The 17743-nt window shown below is 38.5% G+C and carries 13 protein-coding genes; 5 read left to right on the plus strand and 8 right to left on the minus strand.

Annotation, left to right across the window (positions count from 1 at the left end):
• Positions 1–9: 9 nt before the first annotated feature.
• From H561_RS0101545 to H561_RS0101565, 5 genes are all read right to left on the minus strand, one after another.
• Positions 10–1671, minus strand: a complete 1662-nt coding sequence (locus H561_RS0101545) for an MBOAT family O-acyltransferase (protein WP_027385404.1) — start codon at positions 1669–1671, stop codon at positions 10–12.
• A complete protein-coding gene (locus H561_RS0101550) occupies positions 1668–3020 on the minus strand; it encodes an SGNH/GDSL hydrolase family protein (RefSeq protein ID WP_027385405.1) in 1353 nt (450 codons plus the stop codon). The genes H561_RS0101545 and H561_RS0101550 overlap by 4 nt, the downstream gene beginning before the upstream one ends.
• 116 nt (positions 3021–3136) lie before the next feature.
• Positions 3137–3559, minus strand: coding sequence for a glucosaminidase domain-containing protein (locus H561_RS0101555; RefSeq protein WP_228372211.1), 423 nt, complete (start codon positions 3557–3559; stop codon positions 3137–3139).
• A gap of 266 nt (positions 3560–3825) precedes the next feature.
• Complete coding sequence (locus H561_RS0101560) at positions 3826–5085, minus strand: aminotransferase class I/II-fold pyridoxal phosphate-dependent enzyme (RefSeq protein ID WP_027385407.1); 1260 nt, start codon at positions 5083–5085, stop codon at positions 3826–3828.
• A gap of 83 nt (positions 5086–5168) precedes the next feature.
• Positions 5169–6206 carry a PLP-dependent cysteine synthase family protein gene (locus H561_RS0101565; RefSeq protein ID WP_027385408.1) on the minus strand — a complete coding sequence of 346 codons (1038 nt, stop codon included), beginning with the start codon at positions 6204–6206 and terminating at the stop codon, positions 5169–5171.
• A gap of 223 nt (positions 6207–6429) precedes the next feature.
• Here H561_RS0101565 and H561_RS0101570 point away from each other — a divergent pair, with 223 nt between their 5' ends.
• From H561_RS0101570 to H561_RS0101590, 5 genes are all read left to right on the plus strand, one after another.
• On the plus strand, positions 6430–9915 hold the full coding sequence (locus H561_RS0101570; protein WP_027385409.1) for a glycosyltransferase family 117 protein: 3486 nt from the start codon (positions 6430–6432) through the stop codon (positions 9913–9915).
• 154 nt (positions 9916–10069) lie between these two features.
• Positions 10070–10594, plus strand: a complete 525-nt coding sequence (locus tag H561_RS0101575; RefSeq protein WP_027385410.1) for a DUF1697 domain-containing protein — start codon at positions 10070–10072, stop codon at positions 10592–10594.
• A gap of 116 nt (positions 10595–10710) precedes the next feature.
• A complete protein-coding gene (gene kdsA / locus H561_RS0101580; protein WP_027385411.1) occupies positions 10711–11520 on the plus strand; it encodes a 3-deoxy-8-phosphooctulonate synthase in 810 nt (269 codons plus the stop codon).
• 368 nt (positions 11521–11888) lie between these two features.
• On the plus strand, positions 11889–14105 hold the full coding sequence (locus H561_RS0101585) for a TonB-dependent receptor plug domain-containing protein (protein WP_027385412.1): 2217 nt from the start codon (positions 11889–11891) through the stop codon (positions 14103–14105).
• A gap of 254 nt (positions 14106–14359) precedes the next feature.
• Positions 14360–14833 (plus strand): DUF3347 domain-containing protein, encoded by a 474-nt coding sequence (locus H561_RS0101590; protein WP_027385413.1) that lies wholly within the window; start codon positions 14360–14362, stop codon positions 14831–14833.
• A gap of 27 nt (positions 14834–14860) precedes the next feature.
• On the opposite strand, the gene H561_RS0101595 is transcribed toward H561_RS0101590, so the two are convergent.
• The 3 genes from H561_RS0101595 to H561_RS0101605 all read right to left on the minus strand — a co-directional run bounded on the left by H561_RS0101595 (position 14861) and on the right by H561_RS0101605 (position 17555).
• Positions 14861–15979 carry an FAD-dependent monooxygenase gene (locus tag H561_RS0101595; RefSeq protein ID WP_027385414.1) on the minus strand — a complete coding sequence of 373 codons (1119 nt, stop codon included), beginning with the start codon at positions 15977–15979 and terminating at the stop codon, positions 14861–14863.
• Complete coding sequence (locus H561_RS0101600; protein WP_027385415.1) at positions 15979–16569, minus strand: hypothetical protein; 591 nt, start codon at positions 16567–16569, stop codon at positions 15979–15981. The genes H561_RS0101595 and H561_RS0101600 overlap by 1 nt, the downstream gene beginning before the upstream one ends.
• Positions 16570–16688: 119 nt before the next feature.
• On the minus strand, positions 16689–17555 hold the full coding sequence (locus H561_RS0101605) for a sigma-70 family RNA polymerase sigma factor (protein ID WP_027385416.1): 867 nt from the start codon (positions 17553–17555) through the stop codon (positions 16689–16691).
• Between the last annotated feature and the right edge of the window lie 188 nt (positions 17556–17743).

The raw sequence follows: 17743 nt of genomic DNA on the forward strand, positions 1-17743 counted from the left end.
AAAGCCCTCTTAAAACTGGAGGTAAATAGGGAGCACCTGTTCTGCAGATTTGAAATATCCATACACCAGCAGAAATGCAAAAAAGATAATTATATAGACGATTAAAGGAATGCTCCCTCGCTTTGAAATAAATTTCTCGGCTGCATTTTCAGGAATAAGGTGAATGGCCATGGCAATGACGATCATACCTAATACTTCTTTATAATTATCATAGAACGGCGTAAAAGCACTGGCATCAAAATTATAGAATATCTGCTTCAGCATGGAAATCGCAGTGTCAAAATTTTCTGCTCTGAAGAAAATCCATCCGAAACACACAAAATGGAAGGTGATTACTCCCATAATGATCCTGTACACGATACTATTATTAAATCCTGAAAAAGCTTTTCCTGTGGTCAGCATCCATATTTTATGCACGCCAAGACCGATTCCGTGAATCGCCCCCCAAATAATAAAATTCCAGCTCGCTCCATGCCAGAATCCGCCCAAAAGCATTGTCGTAAGAAGATTAAAGTTAGCCGCAATCCCTTTTGAGTTTTTCGTAATCACTGCCGGTAATATAAAGATAATCAGCATCAGCAATGTAATCAGTCCTGCATATAAAGGAGCCAGTTTAAACAATCCGACAGAAGTAAAATAGGTTCCGCATAAGAATGCTACGACAAAAATAACGGATGCCAGGGAAAATTTCCGGTTGCCTCCCAGCGGAATATAGAGATAGTCTTTCAGCCATGAGGAAAGAGAAATGTGCCATCTCCTCCAGAACTCCGTAATGTTTTTACTCTGGTAAGGCGACATGAAATTCGCAGGAATCTTTACCCCAAGCCAAAGCGCAATACCAATAGCGATGTCACTGTAGCCGCTGAAATCACAATAAATGACCATAGCATAGCCATAGACCGCGAAAAGGTTTTCGAGACCCACATGGAGGGAAGGATTGTCGAAGATATAATTGACAAGATTTAGCGTAATATAATCGGAAATAATCAGCTTTTTAATCAGTCCTGAAATAATGAGATAGAATCCCATGGCAAAATCTTTTTCCGATAAAAAGTAAGGCTGATTAATCTGCGGTACAAAATCATGTGCACGCACAATCGGTCCCATCATCAGCTTCGGGAAAAAAGACAGGAACAGCAGGTAATCTGTAAATTTCTTTGCGGGCTTGAAATCCCCCCGATATACATCAATGGTATAACTTAAATTTTCAAAAGTAAAGAATGATATACCGATAGGCAGCAGGATATTCAAAGGGTGTATTTCTGCACTGGAAAACTCATTATAAAGCGTAATAAAAAAGTTCGTATACTTATAATAAAACAAAAGCCCCAGGTTGAAAATAATGCTTATCACCAGCAGTACTGTTTTTCTTGCTTTCTGCGGACTTTTATATATCCCGTTGGAAAGGACGTAATTGACAATAGCAGACACAATAACCAGCCCCACAAACCATCCACTTGCTTTATAAAAGAAGTACAATGAAAAAAATGTAAAAACATACCTCCTCGCCGTGAAGTTATTTCTTAACAGATAAAACAGAATGATAAACAGCGTGAAAAAGTATACGAAAAATCCGTTATTGAACAGCAGGGGATTTTTACTGTCGTAGACAAACTGATGCAAAAATGCTTTCCAGTCAAAAGTTGAAATTAGCGCCTCTACGTGATTCATTGTGCAGATCTTTTTTTAGCAGTATAATTTTTATAATCTTTCATCATGGCATGGTACAGTTTTTCTGCCAGGATATCGGTTCCTTTCCCGTTAGGGTGTACATAATCCTTATTGGCAAGGGGTGGCTCTTTCTGGGCCCATGCTACAATAGAGTTTTCACCGCCCATGGTTTCAAAAAGGTTAAAGAATGAAAGGTTGTTGTCGTAAGCCATTTTTGCCTGGGTCTCCACTAGATTACGAACTCCTTTCGCACTTTGGAATTCCCCGTTATATCTGAAAGCCCGGTCTGCCGTACTTATCATAAGGATATCGGTTTCAGGAAATGCACTTTTAAATTTCACCAGCGTAGGCGTCATGATCTTCACATAATATGAATAATCAGTATCATTCGGCCTGAACAGCAGATTAACACCATATTGCATGACAATAAGATCATAATGATTCTGCGACTGGACCTCTTTCAGGAAATGTTCATCAATTTTTTTAAATTCAACCCCTGTAATCCCGCGAAAAGAAAAATTGTCTAAAATAATTCCGTTATCGGATTCAAAACTTACTCCGTAATAAGGAACTGAAGAAGTATTGCTCTTCAGGGAATAAGATCTTACAGTATCATTCGCAAGCAGCTGTCTGTTTACAGGCAGTGTTCCGTTAAGCATAATATTGGCTCCGTTATAATTGATGGCAGCATTTCCCTGGGGCTGTCCGTAAATCAGAAACTTGTTTGTTCTGGTACCGCTGATAAGGGTTTTATCGGTAACACGACTGTTTCCCATTCCGCTGAAACTGAATCCGGAAACATACATATTTTTGGCCCCTTTATCCATAAAATTAATGATTTTCCATCCGCTGGCTTTTATCTCCGCAGATTCCCGTATAGGAGCCACTTTACTCTGAACGGGTAGATAGCCTACCCCATATCCTCCGAATTCACCCTGAAGCAGTTTTCGCAATTTGCGGGTAAGCAGGTCTCCTTCGATCATACTGTCTCCGAAATAAGCGATTCTTATCTTTCCTTTTTTTGTTTTTTTCAGCTCGGCGAGTTTTTCTGAAAAATGCATCAGTGCTGTAATGCTGTCACCTTTGGTAAAGTCTGTAATAAAGTCCGGTTTTTTATACAGTTCAAAATCCTTCGCCCTGTTGGCATGTTTGGAGGAATCAGCCAAACTGTCGCTTGCCAAAGCACCGTCATTCAATTTTTCAGGATGTATGATTTCTGATAATAAGTTTACATTCTGTAATGGCTCCCATTTAATGTTAAAAACATACATGATGACCGATGAAAACAGGTAAATGACAAAGCACAGGGAAAGTAAAACCACGACCCTCCAATTTCTGTTTGGATTCATAAAACGTAAGGAAATTTATTTGGCTAATTTAATCAGATAAATTAGTCCTGACAATATAAATGTGAAAAAAAATAAGCTCCGTTTTACGGAGCTTATAAATTATAAATCTTAATTTTTTACAGATTTGAAAGGCTGTATTTGGTGATGATCAGATTGATTCTTCTCATCCATTCCTTCGGACGGGTAGAGTAGCCTGCAGAGGCAATAGCCTTCACCCATTTAGAAAAATCACCGCTTCCTTTTAAAGCTGAATAATAGTCTTTTTTTACGACTAACTTACAAAATGCCTCGTAGCATTCTCTCACTGAAGAAAAACTTCTGTATTTTGACTGAGGGTTGTTTTTGCCTACAATGCCAAAATGATTATTGTACGTTACGGAATTTTTACTTGTCCCTCCGCCGGATTCAACGAATGCTATGGAAAGAATAACTGAAACCGGAATACCGTATTTCATGGAAAGCTCAGATGCGATTGCCTTATTTCTTTCTAAGTAAGTATGCGTCTGCGCATTACCGACAATAGAAATTAAACTAAACACTAAACTCAAAATTACAATTCTTAAGTACTTAACATTGTGTTTCATAATTGTATGTTCTGAAATCATGAGTGCAAATTTACCCCTACCGTACTTAAGAGCCTAATTTTTAACACAATATAACGCTTTATAGAAGTATTACAGCATATATTGGTTAAAATATGTTAAAAATTTGGAATTATCATATTAATTTTATTTTAATTATTTGTTACAAAAAAACAGCTGTAAGAAGGTCCTACAGCTGTTTTTACTATTATTTTAATAATCTGTTACATTTGTTTGTACTCGATGTTCATTTCCTTCTCCATTTCTTTATAAGCTCCGGAAATCAGTTTTTCACGGATGCCTTCAAAAGCGGCCAGTGTTTCATTAATTTCCGAATCGGTATGAGATGCCGTAGGAATTAACCTTAACAGGATCATTCCTTTTGGAATTACCGGATATACGACTACGGATGTGAAAACCCCGTAATTTTCTCTTAAATCTTTAGCTAAAAGAGTCGCTTCAATCGTAGTTCCCTCAATAAAAACAGGCGTTACACAGGTATTTGTATTCCCAAGATTAAAACCTCTTTCCTTCAGTCCGTTCTGAAGCTTGTTTACATTTTCCCACAGTTTGGCTTTAATTTCCGGGCGTGTCCTTAAAAGCTCCAGCCTTTTTAATCCTCCGATGACCATCGGCATGGTTAAAGATTTGGCAAAAATCTGAGAACGAAGATTGTATTTTAAAAACCGGATAATGGTTTCGTCTCCGGAAAGGAATGCTCCGAAACCTGCCATTGATTTGGCGAAAGTAGAAAAATAAACATCGATCTGATCCTGGCAGCCCTGTTCTTCACCTGCTCCGGCTCCAGTTTTCCCTAAAGTACCGAAACCATGTGCATCGTCTACCAGAAGTCTGAAATTGAATTTTGACTTTAATTCACAGATTTCTTTCAATTTTCCCTGCATTCCGCGCATCCCGAAAACACCTTCCGTGATAACAAGGATCCCGCCGCCGTTTTCCTCTGCTACTTTAGTGGCACGGGCCAGGTTTTTTTCCAGGCTGGCAATATCGTTGTGTTTGAACGTAAAACTCTTACCCATGTGAAGACGTACCCCGTCTACGATACAGGCATGAGAGTCAGCATCATAAACAATTACATCATGTCTTGTTACCAAAGCATCAATAGCCGAAACCATTCCCTGATAACCGAAGTTCAGTAAATAGGCCGATTCTTTCTGGGTGAACTCTGCCAGTTCTTTTTCCAGTTGCTGGTGCTGCTGGGTTTCACCTGACATGGCTCTTGCACCCATCGGATAGAACATCCCGAATTCTGCTGCCGCTTTAGCGTCAGCTTCCAAAACCTCCGGATGGTTACAAAGGCCTAAATAATCGTTTGCACTCCAGAAAATTACTTCTTTTCCCTGAAACTTCATTCTCGGGCCGATTGGTCCTTCCAGCTTAGGGAAAACAAAATATCCTTCAGCATAATCTGCAAATTGTCCAAGAGGTCCCGGATTTTGTTTTATTCTGTCAAAAATATCCAACATTATAGTATTATTTTTTTAAGTAAAAAAGCCTTTTGTGATTACAAAAAAGGCTTTATTTGTATAAATTCTTTATTCTTTTCTTATTTGATAAACTCCGTTTTGAAGACTTCATCGTAGTTGTGAACACAATTGTTGATGAACCCCTGCTCAGCCATCCATTTGTCACTATATACCTTTGTAATATATCTTGAACCGTGATCAGGATAGATGAGTACCACCAGATTATTTTCTGAAAACTCATAAGACTGTGCATACTGGATAAGCCCCTGTGTAACAGCCCCGGTTGTATATCCGCCCATAATAGCTTCTTTCAAAGCAATTTCACGGGTTCTGTAAGCTGACATTTCGTCATTTACCCTTACAAATTCATCTACTTTATCAAAAAGCAGGGCAGAGGGGATCAGGTTTTTCCCCATTCCTTCAATCTGGTAAGGATGTACATCCTCTTTATGAATTTCTCCGGTTTCGTGGTAGCTCTTTAAAATTGATCCGTCTGCATCAACACCGATGATTTTAATGTCAGGATTTTTTTCTTTTAAAAATTTTGCCGATCCGGATAAGGTTCCTCCGGTTCCGGTACATGCAAAAAGATGGGTAATCTTGCCTTGTGTCTGTTCCCATATTTCAGGGCCTGTAGTCTGGTAATGGGCATCAATATTCAATTCATTGAAATACTGATTAATATAAATGGAATTAGGTGTTTCCAGGGCAATTCTTTTAGCCACTTCATAATATGATCTCGGATCATTGGCGGGGACGTTTGCCGGACAGATATATACGGTAGCTCCCAGAGCCTTAAGATAGGCTATTTTTTCAGGCTTCGTTTTGTCACTTACCGCAAGAATACACTTATATCCTTTAATAATGCATACCATTGCAATTGAAAATCCTGTATTTCCTGAAGTAGTTTCTACCACAACGGAATCTTCTTTTAATAAACCTTTTCTTTCAGCGTTATCTATAATATGAAGTGCGATTCTGTCTTTAGTGGAATGTCCAGGATTATATGATTCTAACTTGGCGTAAACGGTTGCAGGAATATCTTTCGTCACAGTGTTAAGCTTCACCATAGGAGTATTTCCTATTAGGCCAAGTATATTATCGTAAACATTACTCATTAGTTGTTATTTTTCCAATAAAAATCTGTCGGCAAAAATACAAAAAATAAATTTATTTCTAAAATTTTGATTGATTTCTATTGTATAATAAAGATAAATTTATTTTTTAAGCTTGCTTTCCAAAAATCAAACTTGTCAAAAAACGAGCCAAAACCTTTAAATTTTGTTAAAACCCGCGTAAAATCATATAAAAACCTTATTTTCGCGTAATTGATTTAAAACTATGAAAAATTGGACTTTCAGGCAGTGGAACACCGTTCTCGGATGGGTGATTTTCGTCATTGCATTTATTACATACTTGTCCACCATAGAACCCAATTTCAGTTTTTGGGATTGTGGCGAGTATATTTCCTCAGCAGTAAAACTTGAAGTAACGCATGCGCCGGGTGCTGCATTATTCCAGATTTTGGGTGCAGTGGCAGCCATTTTTGCTTTGGGAAAAGGCGAAAACTATTCTATTGTGATCAACGGGATGTCTGCACTGTTCAGTGCTTTCACGATCCTGTTCCTTTTCTGGACGATTACGCATTTTGTAAGAAGGCTTTTACACAAAGATTTTGAAGATGTTACAAAGCATCAGGAAATTTCTATCCTGTTCGCTGGAATCGTAGGCGCATTGTGTTTCACATTCTCCGATACCTTCTGGTTTTCTGCCGTGGAAGGGGAAGTCTATTCAATGGCCTCAATGTTCATTGCGCTTCTGGTATGGCTGATTACCAAATGGGAAAATGAATACCTGGCTTCAGACAGCGAGCGGTGGATTATTTTGATTTTCTTTATTTTAGGGCTTTCAGTCGGGGTACACATGATGTGTATGCTGGCGATCCCTGCAGTCTGCCTTGTATATTATGCAAGGAAATATGAATTTACCTGGAAGAATTTTATTCTTGCCAATGTCATCACACTGGTTATTCTTGCGATTGTCTTTAAAGGAATTTTCCCTCTGATCATGACTTTATTCGGGAAGCTTGAGATTTTCTTCGTTAACGGGTTGGGGCTGCCTTTTCATTCCGGGACTATTGCCGGCTTTATCTTAATGGTGGCACTGTGCTATTTCCTTATTTCCTATTCGCAGAAAATGAAGAAAAGCCTTTATCAGACGATCGCTTTATCAGTAGTTTTCATGATGATCGGTTTTTCCTGCTGGATGGTGATTCCTATCAGGGCTAATGCCAACCCGCCGATGAACCTTAATGATCCTGACAATGCCATCGGGATGCTGGATTATTATAACAGGGAGCAGTATGGCGATTGGCCTACTATTTATGGGCAGAACTACACAGCTTTCCTTACCTCAGACGGAATTGACAAGAATGAGGACGGAAGTTTCAAAACCACAAAAACAGGAGAGACTTACGAAAAAGATGAGAATACCGGAACCTACAGGAAAACAGGAGACCGTTTTAAATATGTTTTCAATAAAGCCCATGTCGGTTTTATGCCAAGGATGTTTAGTGAGGATAAAGACGTTATGTCAAACTATATTTCAATGTACGGAGCCCCGGATTTTTCATTTAATTATGCTAATGAAGACGTGGCCAACAGTCCGGAAGCCAAACAGATTTTTGATGAGCTCAGACAGAAATATGAAAATAAAACCATTACGGCTGCCGATTATTTAAAGGTAAAGCCTTATAATTTAATTACGATTCAGAAACCTTCACTGGGACAGAATTTAGACTATTTTATCACCTTCCAGAACGGATATTATTTTTTAAGATATCTGATGTGGAACTTTGTAGGTCGTCAGAACGACCTTGAAGGAAATATGGAAATCACAAGAGGAAACTGGATTTCCGGAATTCCTTTTATTGACAATTCCATTGTTGGGAATCAGGATAAAATGCCTGCAAAATTCAAGAATGAAAGTACGGTAAAATTCTTCTTTTTACCGCTCATATTAGGGTTGATCGGATTCTTTTTCCAGTTGAACAGGGATTTCGGAAGGTTTTATGCCATGCTTTCAATCTTTGTATTGATGAGTCTAGGAATTGTGTTCTATACGGGAGTAAAGCCGTTTGAGCCGAGGGAAAGAGATTATGCCATGGTAGGATCTTTCTACGTTTTTGCGATCTGGATCGGATTGGGAGCCGGTGGCATTCTCTGGCTGTTACAGTCAAAAATAAAATCTAATGCCGCTAATATTGCCGCAGGCGTGGTTTTATTGGGCGTTCCTTTCATGATGGGATTCCAGAACTATACTGTACATGATAGGCATGACCGGTATACTTCTTATGACTACGGATATTCTGTATTGAAATCATTGCCTAAAAACGACATCCTTTTTGTATATGGTGATAATGATACTTATCCGGTCTGGGCAATCCAGGAAACGGAAAGACTGAGAGATGATGTGAAAGTAGTTAACTTCACGCTGGCTTCAACCCCATGGAACATCGATCAGATCAAAAGAAGGACATACAATGCTGCTCCGGTTCCCGGGGTACTGACCCATGAAGATTACCGGGACGGCGTAAACGACCAGATCTATATGATGAAAAAAGATGACTGGGAAGGGATTTTCTCCATGCTGAAAGAGCAAGGGGCTCCGGCAACAGAATTTGCGGAGTTCAGAAAATACCTTACTCAGGATTCAATGACCATGAAAGAGGCGGTCAGCTTCCTGAAATATACTTCTCCTTCAAAAAACGAACTTCTTAAAATGTATTTCGGAGAGGAGAAATATGAGAAATACAATATTTTACCTGTGAATAAATTCATTTTACCGGTAAACAAAGTAAATGCAGTAAATGCAGGTATCATCAAGGCAGCTGATCTTCCAAATACGGTCAACCAGATTATGATTACCTATAAATCCAATACTTTATATAAAAATAACCTGATTATGCTTGATGTTCTGGCCAATTTCGATTGGAAAAAGCCGATCAGCTTCTCTTCGGGAGGAATTTATGACAGTGAAAACATTTTCTATCTTGATGAATACCTTCAGTTTGACGGATTCAGCTACAGGCTGATCCCGATTCATACGCCACCGACTCCCGACGGAGAAATGGGAAGGGTAGATGCCAGCTCATTATATAATGTAGTGAAAAACTACAAATGGGGTAATTTTAAGGACCTGAATACGCATTTTGATGAGACCGCAACTTCAAACATTATGAGCTACAGAGCGTCCGCAAGCCGGGCCGCAGCAGCTTTATCAGCAATCGGGCAGAAAGGAAAAGCCCTGGAAATGCTGGATCTGGCTTCAAAAGAAATCCCGGCACAGAAATACAATGATCCGCGTTCATTAAGCTCAATGGCTTATGGATATATTGTTTCAGGACAGGAAGGGAAAGGCCTTCAGCTTGCAGAAGTTCTTAAAAAAGGAATCTTCGAAGAATATGACTATTATATGAGCTTAAGCAAGGCAGACCAGAGCTATCTGAGAAGACAGATCAGGACCAAACCGATGGAGTATTCTTTAGTGGTTTCTGCCGTTACCGATGCGTATACAAAAATCGGGAAGAAAGACAAAGCGTACGATTATCTGGTAAAGTCCATAGAACCGATTGATAAGAAATTCAATACTTTCGTTGAAAACCTTAAAGAAATGGGTAAGGAAAAAGCAATGAACGAATCTGAAGAAGTTCAGAAGATCACCCCGTTCTACCAGTATTTATTTGATGTCATGGAACCTTTTGATTCTACCTATTCGAAAGAAAAGGAAACCCAGATTACCAACTCCATTATCAAAGCAACACAATAACAACACACTTAAAACGGAACTTCGGTTCCGTTTTTTTATGATGGTGTTTTAAAATTTAAGGCTGTGAAACTACATGGCAGCAGCTTAATGTGTATATTTACGTTAAATGTACCATAAGGGTTACATAACCATAGATAGTTTTTAATTCAGAAATATGAAATACTGTGCTTTTCTTCGCGGTGTCAATGTCAAAGGAACCCATATGAAAATGGCGGAAGTCTGTCAGGTTATCGAAAATGCCGGAATGGAGGATGTAGTTTCTGTTCTCGCTTCAGGAAATATTATTTTCTCATTTGATGCAAAGTCAAAAGAATTAGAGAATACCCTTGAACAGGCCATGTCTGAATATTTTTCTTACGAAGCCTTTTTATTCATAAAATCCCGGTCAGAAATAGAAAACATATGGAATGGGAATCCTTTTGAAAAAAACGAAAACCTGCATTCGTATGCATTCATCGGAAACAGTGGTATCGAAAACATTCTGATGAAAGAATTTGAAAATGCCTTAAAATCTGAAAATGAAGAGGCGCGCATCGCAGATCACATCTTCTATTGGCAGGTTTCGAAAGGCAATACCCTCGATTCAGCATTCGGGAAGATTTTAGGCAGGAAAAATTTAAAAGACCAGTTTACTAGCAGGAATATCAATACGTTTGAAAAAATTTTAAAGAAATTCTGATCTGAAGATTATCTGCAAAGCATAATTATATTATCTGCAAATAACCAAACTCATTAAAAATTTCCGATTCCGGAACTTTCTCATTACTTTTACTGAACTTTTTAATAAATAATAAAATGATTCAGTATTTAGATAATATCCATCACAAAGATTCAAAAAACTTTTTCCTTATTGCCGGGCCGTGTATCATCGAAGGTGAAGATATGGCACTCAGGATTGCCGAAAAGGTGGTGGAGCTGACTAACAAATATAATATTCCCTATATTTTCAAAGGCAGCTTTAAAAAGGCCAACAGAAGCCGGGTAGATTCTTTCACAACGATTGGTGAAGAAAAATCGCTGGAAATCCTTAAAAAAGTAGGAGAGACCTTTAATATCCCGACTACGACGGATATCCATGAAAACGAACATGCTGCATTGGCAGCCCAGTATGTGGATGTATTGCAGATTCCTGCGTTCCTGGTCCGCCAGACAGACCTTTTGATAGCAGCGGCACAAACGGGAAAATGCGTCTCTTTAAAAAAAGGACAGTTCCTTTCTCCGGAATCCATGAAATTTGCCGTTCAGAAAATTACGGATTCCGATAATCCTAAAGTGGCCATTATTGAAAGAGGAAATTCTTTCGGATATACGGACCTGATTGTTGATTACCGGGGAATTCCTACCATGAGGGCTTATGCACCCGTTATTCTGGATGTAACCCATTCTTTGCAGCAGCCTAACCAGAGTTCAGGAGTAACCGGAGGCAGGCCTGATCTTATAGAAACTGTTGCCAAAGCAGGTATTGCAGTAGGTGCTGACGGAATTTTCATTGAAACACATCCGACCCCCGAAACAGCCTTGTCCGACGGAGCCAATATGCTGAGACTGGATTTACTGGAAGACCTGTTGCAGAAATTAACGCGAGTACGGGAAGCTATTCTATAATTTTGACATCTTAAAGCCTGTTTAAATTTTCTTTTTAAAATAATTTTGCGCAGATTATGATCATGCAGATTTTATGGGGCATCTAAATCTGTAAAATCAACGTGGAATAAAGTTGATAATGAAGCTTTTATTTTTTTAAAATTTTTAAACTAAATTTGATTGGTTGCCTTTACATTTAACATTAATAAAGATTCTGCTGCTTGTTTTTCAGTTTGAACCGTAAATGCGTTTAAGTATTTTATGACACCCTTTTAAGGCTTCTGCAGAAAATAAAAAAGATTCATCTACCGTCTTTAAATGTTAAATAAATTATAAAAAAGTTAAAATAAAAGTTATATATTCACGTTTGAAATTTTAAAATATTTCTTTTGAAAAAACTAGTTTTACCACTGAGCCTTTTGGTTCCCGCCTTATTATTTTCTCAGAACAGAAAAAAGGATACAATGAGAACTTCTGCTATTGAAGAAGTCGTTTTCCAGAAAAAGGTAACGGGAAAAACCAATGACCTTACTGCCGTAAAAATTTCAGCAAAAGATGCCCAGAATGTAGCGAGTATTTCCGGAGGTATTGAAGGGATTCTTAAAACCCTGCCTTCAGTAAATTCGAATACCGAGCTGTCTTCGCAATACATGGTGCGTGGGGGAAACTATGACGAAAACCTTATCTACATCAATGATATTGAAATCTACAGGCCTTTCCTGATCAGGAATTCCCAGCAGGAGGGTCTGAGCATCATTAATCCTGATATGGTATCCACCGTGAACTTTTCAGCTGGAGGCTTTGAGCCGAGATATGGCGATAAAATGTCTTCAGCCCTGAATATTTACTACCGGGAGCCGGAAAAATTTGAACTTTCCGGAGAAGGAAGTCTGATAGGAGGCAGGCTGACTGCCGGATTTGCCTCCGGGAAAGACAAAGACGATAACCGAAAATTCACCGCTTTGTTTTCAGGAAGATACAGGAACACCAACCTTGTTCTCAATACTTTAAAGGAAGATACCGATTTTAATCCTAAGTATATGGATTTCCAGACGTATCTGAACTACCATTTCAGCCCGAAATTCAACATTTCATTCATCGGATATTATTCCAAGAATGATTATGAAATGATTCCCAAGGAAAGGGAGGTCGATTTCGGAAGCCTTCAGCAGCCGCTTAAACTAAATGTAGCGTATGCAGGCCGTGAGGATGACAAGTATAAAAATATGATGGGCACGGTTTCCATGAATTTCAAGCCGTCCGATAAATGGAGATTTACGCTGGATGCCTTCTCTTACCAGAACCGTGAACGGGAATATTATTCTATCGCATCAGCCTATGTTTTACAGACTTTTGATCCGGTTACAGGAGAGCCTGTTACATCCTATGATGCAGGCGGGCAGATTGAGCATGCAAGGAATGACTTATTTGTAAAAACATATGGTACCCAGTTCAGAACCCGTTTTTCACCCAATGTCAATACTGATATTGAAGTTGGGTTTAAGTATGAAAAAGAAAACCTGAAAGATCTTACCAACGAGTGGAAGCTGGTAGATTCTGCAGGGTACAGCCTTCCGCATGAAGAATTCATTGATCCGAGGAATGCCGGAGACCTGAAGCTGATGTATAATATTGCAGGCAGAAACCATATCCAGCCGACACGGTTTTCTGCCTATGCCCAGTATTCCCAGAAGTTTTTCTGGGGCAGCAACAAAATATTTGTGAATGCCGGTGCACGGGTGGCCCACTGGAGCTTTAACAATGAAACCATCTTCTCTCCGAGAGCCCAGTTTGCCATCAAACCGGATTGGGATACCGATATGCTATTTAGGATTTCGGGAGGTGTTTATTACCAGGCTCCATTTTATAAAGAAATTAAAGACCTGGACGGTAATTTTAATGCTGATATAAAATCCCAGCGTTCGATTCAGGCTATTCTTGCCAATGATTACGAATTTTATTTCGATGACAGGCCGTTCAAGCTGACTACTGAGCTGTACTACAAAAAAATGAACGACCTGATCCCGTATTATATGGACAATGTCAGGATCCGTTATACCGGAAAAAACAATGCTTCAGGATATGCGTATGGAATTGACACCCGCTTATTCGGGGAATTTGTTCCGGGTGTGGATTCATGGCTGTCAGCCAGTTATGCAAGGGTATTTGAAAATATTGACGGTAAAGGTGATATCCCGAGGCCAACGGATCAGCGTTTAAGATTTGCCATGTTCTATCAGGATTATATGCCCAAATTCCCGTCCATGCGGGTAAACCTGACTTTAGTGTATGCCATGGGGCTCCCGACAGGAGCGCCGGTGCTTACCGATCCATACCAATATCAGAGAACATTACCTTCTTACAAAAGGGTGGATATCGGACTTTCAAAAGTATTTATCGACCGAAAGGAAAACAAAAAGACCTATGGCTTCTGGGGTAATTTTGAAGAACTGACCTTAGGCGTTCAGGTTTTCAATGCTTTCAATATCAGGAATACAGTGGCCAACCAATGGATTACCGATGCCAATACGACTTTAATGTATCCTGTTCCGGTACGTCTTACAGGCCGTTTCTTTAATGTAAAACTAGAGTTTAAAATTAAATAAGACGGCTTTAAAAAACAGCTGCAAAAAGCATAAAAATCAGACTCCTGAAATTATCAGGAGTTTTTTTTGATATACCGAATCATATGTTCAAATCATTATTAAAATAAAAAATCGGTTGATATTTTTGCTGCAAAATTATAAATCACAACAATATTTCCTAGATATCTTTATATTTGCTTCTTAAAAGAAGATTTGTGGTCGATATATTATTTATAAATCTCTCGCAATTTTAATAACTGTAAAGAATCAGAACAATGAAAAAATATATTTTTACCGGACTACTATGTTTAATGACTGTACTTTCAGCGTCCGCACAGTCTAAAAATAGCGCTCTGGTTTCAAAGCTGTATCAAAACTATATTGCTGTAAAATCCGCATTGGCTTCGGATGATGCAGTTAAAACATCAAAATCTGCCGCTGAATTTGTAAAAACTGCTTCTGCAACAGATTCTAAAACGGTTTTACCGGAAAATATAAAGAGACTTAAAAAATCTGCAACGGAAATTTCCGGAACCCGGAACATCAGTGCCCAGCGAAAATCGTTTTATGAACTGTCAGATTATATGATTGCTTTAACAAAAGATTTTGAACTTTCTGAGCATCCTGTCTATGTTCAGTATTGCCCTATGGCTGAAGGAAGCTGGCTGAGCAACGAATCTCAGATCGTAAATCCTTATTACGGAAAATCTATGCTTTCCTGCGGAACCGTAAAATCAGAGATTAAATAATTTAGCTTATAATAAGGATCTTCTGAACTACATCTCAAGCCGGATGATTTTTTCAGCCAATTTTTGATTAATGCGGTTGGGAACCGATCTCATCAGGAAATTCCGTAAAAAGGTTGTCTTTTCCCAATGGGAAAACTTTCCGATGCGCCAGCTTATGTTAACAATGTCATCTACTTTCTTTCTCCTGATCTTCTGGAATTCTTTGAAAACAGAATTAAAGTCCCGGGTCTTCTCTAATAATTTCCCGATGACATAAGCATCTTCAATGGCCTGACAGGCACCCTGACCCAAATTCGGAGTAGTGGCATGAGCAGCATCACCGATAAGGCAGAGGTTTTCAGCATACCATTCCGGAATGGGAGCGAGATCGGAAAGGTCATTCAGAATTGTATGTTCCGGCAACGTAGATTTAATCAGCTGCAGAATTAAAGGATGGAAACCGCTGAAATGTTCCGCTACACTACGTGAATTTTTATAGAGACCTTCATTCACTACAGCATACCAGTATACCGTGCTGCCCGACATTTTTACGAACCCGAAACGTTTTCCTTTTTCCCACATTTCAAAAGCTTCGTGGTCATATTCCTTAGGCAGGGTAAAATCGGACCATCCGCGCCAGCATTTTTGTCCGGTATTCCGTATTGTATCTCTTTTCATGATCTGGCGGCGGATATTTGAACGGATTCCGTCTGCCCCGAAAACAATATTACTTTCAACTTCATTTCCATTCTGAAAACTGAGAATATAATTTTCTTTTTTCTGAATTTGATGTAAAGAATGATTCAGCCTGATATGATCAAAACCGATATTTTCAGCCAGGATTTTCTGTAATTCCGCTCTGTGGATGGCTACATTGCTGGAGTTGTGTTTCTTTTCAAGGGCAAGGACATCGGTCTTTGAAATAGGTTTGAAATGTTCATCGGTGATCGAAATGGCGTGGATTTTATTTCCTGCATTTTCAATTTTTCCTTTTAATCCCAGTTGGTCAAATACCTGCATTGCATTGACAGCCATCATAATTCCGGCGCCTACAGGCCTGATCTCCGGTGCCGATTCATATATGGTAAAGTCAATATTCAGCTGTTTCAGGATATTCCCAAGCGTAAGCCCGCCGATTCCCGCCCCTATAATTGAGATTGAATTCATTATTTTAAATTTTTCAATTCGTTCAATAATCGGTTCTGCTTATTAATAAAATTCTGTAAACTGTCTGTTTCTAAAGGATGAGTTTCCTGATAATTTTCGATCTCAGGAAGCGTTTTTTTAATTTTATAAATGTCATAAAAAGAATTGAGTTTTATGATATTGAAATTTACCTGAATTTTTAATGCATTCAGTTTATTGATTTTAACATCGTATTTTTCTGAACTGTTTTTTAAAAGATCTAAAACTTCTTTCTGTAAAGCAGAATCCATGATATTTTTTGTCCGCATATCTGCATCAGCATAATAATTTTCAGATGATCTTATAATGTCATCATACAGATCTTTCATTATTCTGCTGTCATTCTGCAATGATAAGAACCTTTTATGGAAGCCTTTAAGATGTTCATCATCTTTAATTTTTTCTATATAAATCCCATCAATTATTGCTTTGGATTTGCTCATCCGCTTTATAGAAAAGCTTGATTCTGTATTTTCAACCGCCTTTTCAACCATGTCATTATCAGCCGTTTTATTTTCCTGACATGAAATGATAAATAAGAACAGAGTAGAAGTGATGAATATTTTTTTCATAGCTTATTTTTGAGTTTTATTTTGTAATAATTTTGATAGGCTGAAGATACTGGAAAAATTTTCACAAAAAAAACGGAGCCTGAAAAATCAGACTCCGTTAGTTAAATTGTTTCGTTAAATTATTTACCCAAATAAGATTTCAAAATCTTACTTCTGGTATTGTGTTTCAGTCTCTTGATCGCTTTTTCTTTAATCTGGCGGACTCTCTCTCTTGTAAGATCAAAAGTTTCGCCGATTTCTTCCAGCGTCATCGGGTGTTTTCCGTTCAGTCCGAAGTACAACCTTACCAGGTCAGCTTCTCTCGGCGTCAGCGTATTCAATGCCCTTTCAATTTCAATCTGAAGAGATTCAAGCATTAAGTCTTTATCAGGGCTCGGAGATTCTCCGGAACGCAGTACATCATAAAGATTAGAATCTTCACCTTCTACCAAAGGTGCATCCATGGACAAATGTCTTCCGGAGTTCTTCATCGATTCTTTAATGTCCTCCTCACTCATGTCAAGAACTTCAGCCAGCTCTTCCGGGGAAGGCGGTCTTTCATTTTCCTGCTCAAGGTGGGCATACGCTTTATTAATCTTGTTGATAGAACCGATTTTATTCAATGGCAACCTTACAATTCTCGACTGTTCTGCCAATGCCTGTAAAATCGACTGACGAATCCACCAAACCGCATAAGAGATAAATTTGAAACCTCTAGTTTCATCATACCTTTTTGCTGCCTTCATCAGTCCTAAATTACCTTCATTAATCAAATCGGGTAAAGAAAGACCTTGATTTTGGTACTGTTTGGATACTGATACCACGAAACGAAGGTTGGCTTTGATTAATTTTTCCAGTGCTGCTCTGTCGCCTGCACGGATTCTTTGTGCCAAATCTACCTCTTCGTCCGCAGTGATTAGTTCAACTTTACCAATTTCCTGCAAATACTTGTCTAATGAAGCAGTTTCCCTGTTGGTTACCTGCTTAGTGATTTTTAATTGTCTCATCTATTATATCCTCAAAAAGAGTTTCTATTATATTATACGTCCGAAGAAACAAAAAGGTTACAGTTGCCGTAATAATTTTTCATTTAATTCATTTTCATATTAGAAAATAGTTGTAAATTATCGCTCTCGGATTTTAGAAAAAGGGATTTACCCTTTATATTTAACTGACAAAAAAAGCGAAACCGGAG

Source organism: Chryseobacterium gregarium DSM 19109, assembly GCF_000430845.1.
Taxonomy (GTDB): domain Bacteria; phylum Bacteroidota; class Bacteroidia; order Flavobacteriales; family Weeksellaceae; genus Chryseobacterium; species Chryseobacterium gregarium.

Bases quoted from the DNA above. Each gene is read 5' to 3' on its own strand.
- H561_RS0101545 (WP_027385404.1), bottom strand. From the start codon at position 1,671: ATGAATCACGTAGAGGCGCTAATTTCAACTTTTGACTGGAAAGCATTT.
- H561_RS0101550 (WP_027385405.1), bottom strand. From the start codon at position 3,020: ATGAATCCAAACAGAAATTGGAGGGTCGTGGTTTTACTTTCCCTGTGC.
- H561_RS0101565 (WP_027385408.1), bottom strand. From the start codon at position 6,206: ATGAGTAATGTTTACGATAATATACTTGGCCTAATAGGAAATACTCCT.
- H561_RS0101570 (WP_027385409.1), top strand. From the start codon at position 6,430: ATGAAAAATTGGACTTTCAGGCAGTGGAACACCGTTCTCGGATGGGTG.
- H561_RS0101575 (WP_027385410.1), top strand. From the start codon at position 10,070: ATGAAATACTGTGCTTTTCTTCGCGGTGTCAATGTCAAAGGAACCCAT.
- kdsA (WP_027385411.1), top strand. From the start codon at position 10,711: ATGATTCAGTATTTAGATAATATCCATCACAAAGATTCAAAAAACTTT.
- H561_RS0101590 (WP_027385413.1), top strand. From the start codon at position 14,360: ATGAAAAAATATATTTTTACCGGACTACTATGTTTAATGACTGTACTT.
- H561_RS0101595 (WP_027385414.1), bottom strand. From the start codon at position 15,979: ATGAATTCAATCTCAATTATAGGGGCGGGAATCGGCGGGCTTACGCTT.
- H561_RS0101600 (WP_027385415.1), bottom strand. From the start codon at position 16,569: ATGAAAAAAATATTCATCACTTCTACTCTGTTCTTATTTATCATTTCA.
- H561_RS0101605 (WP_027385416.1), bottom strand. From the start codon at position 17,555: ATGAGACAATTAAAAATCACTAAGCAGGTAACCAACAGGGAAACTGCT.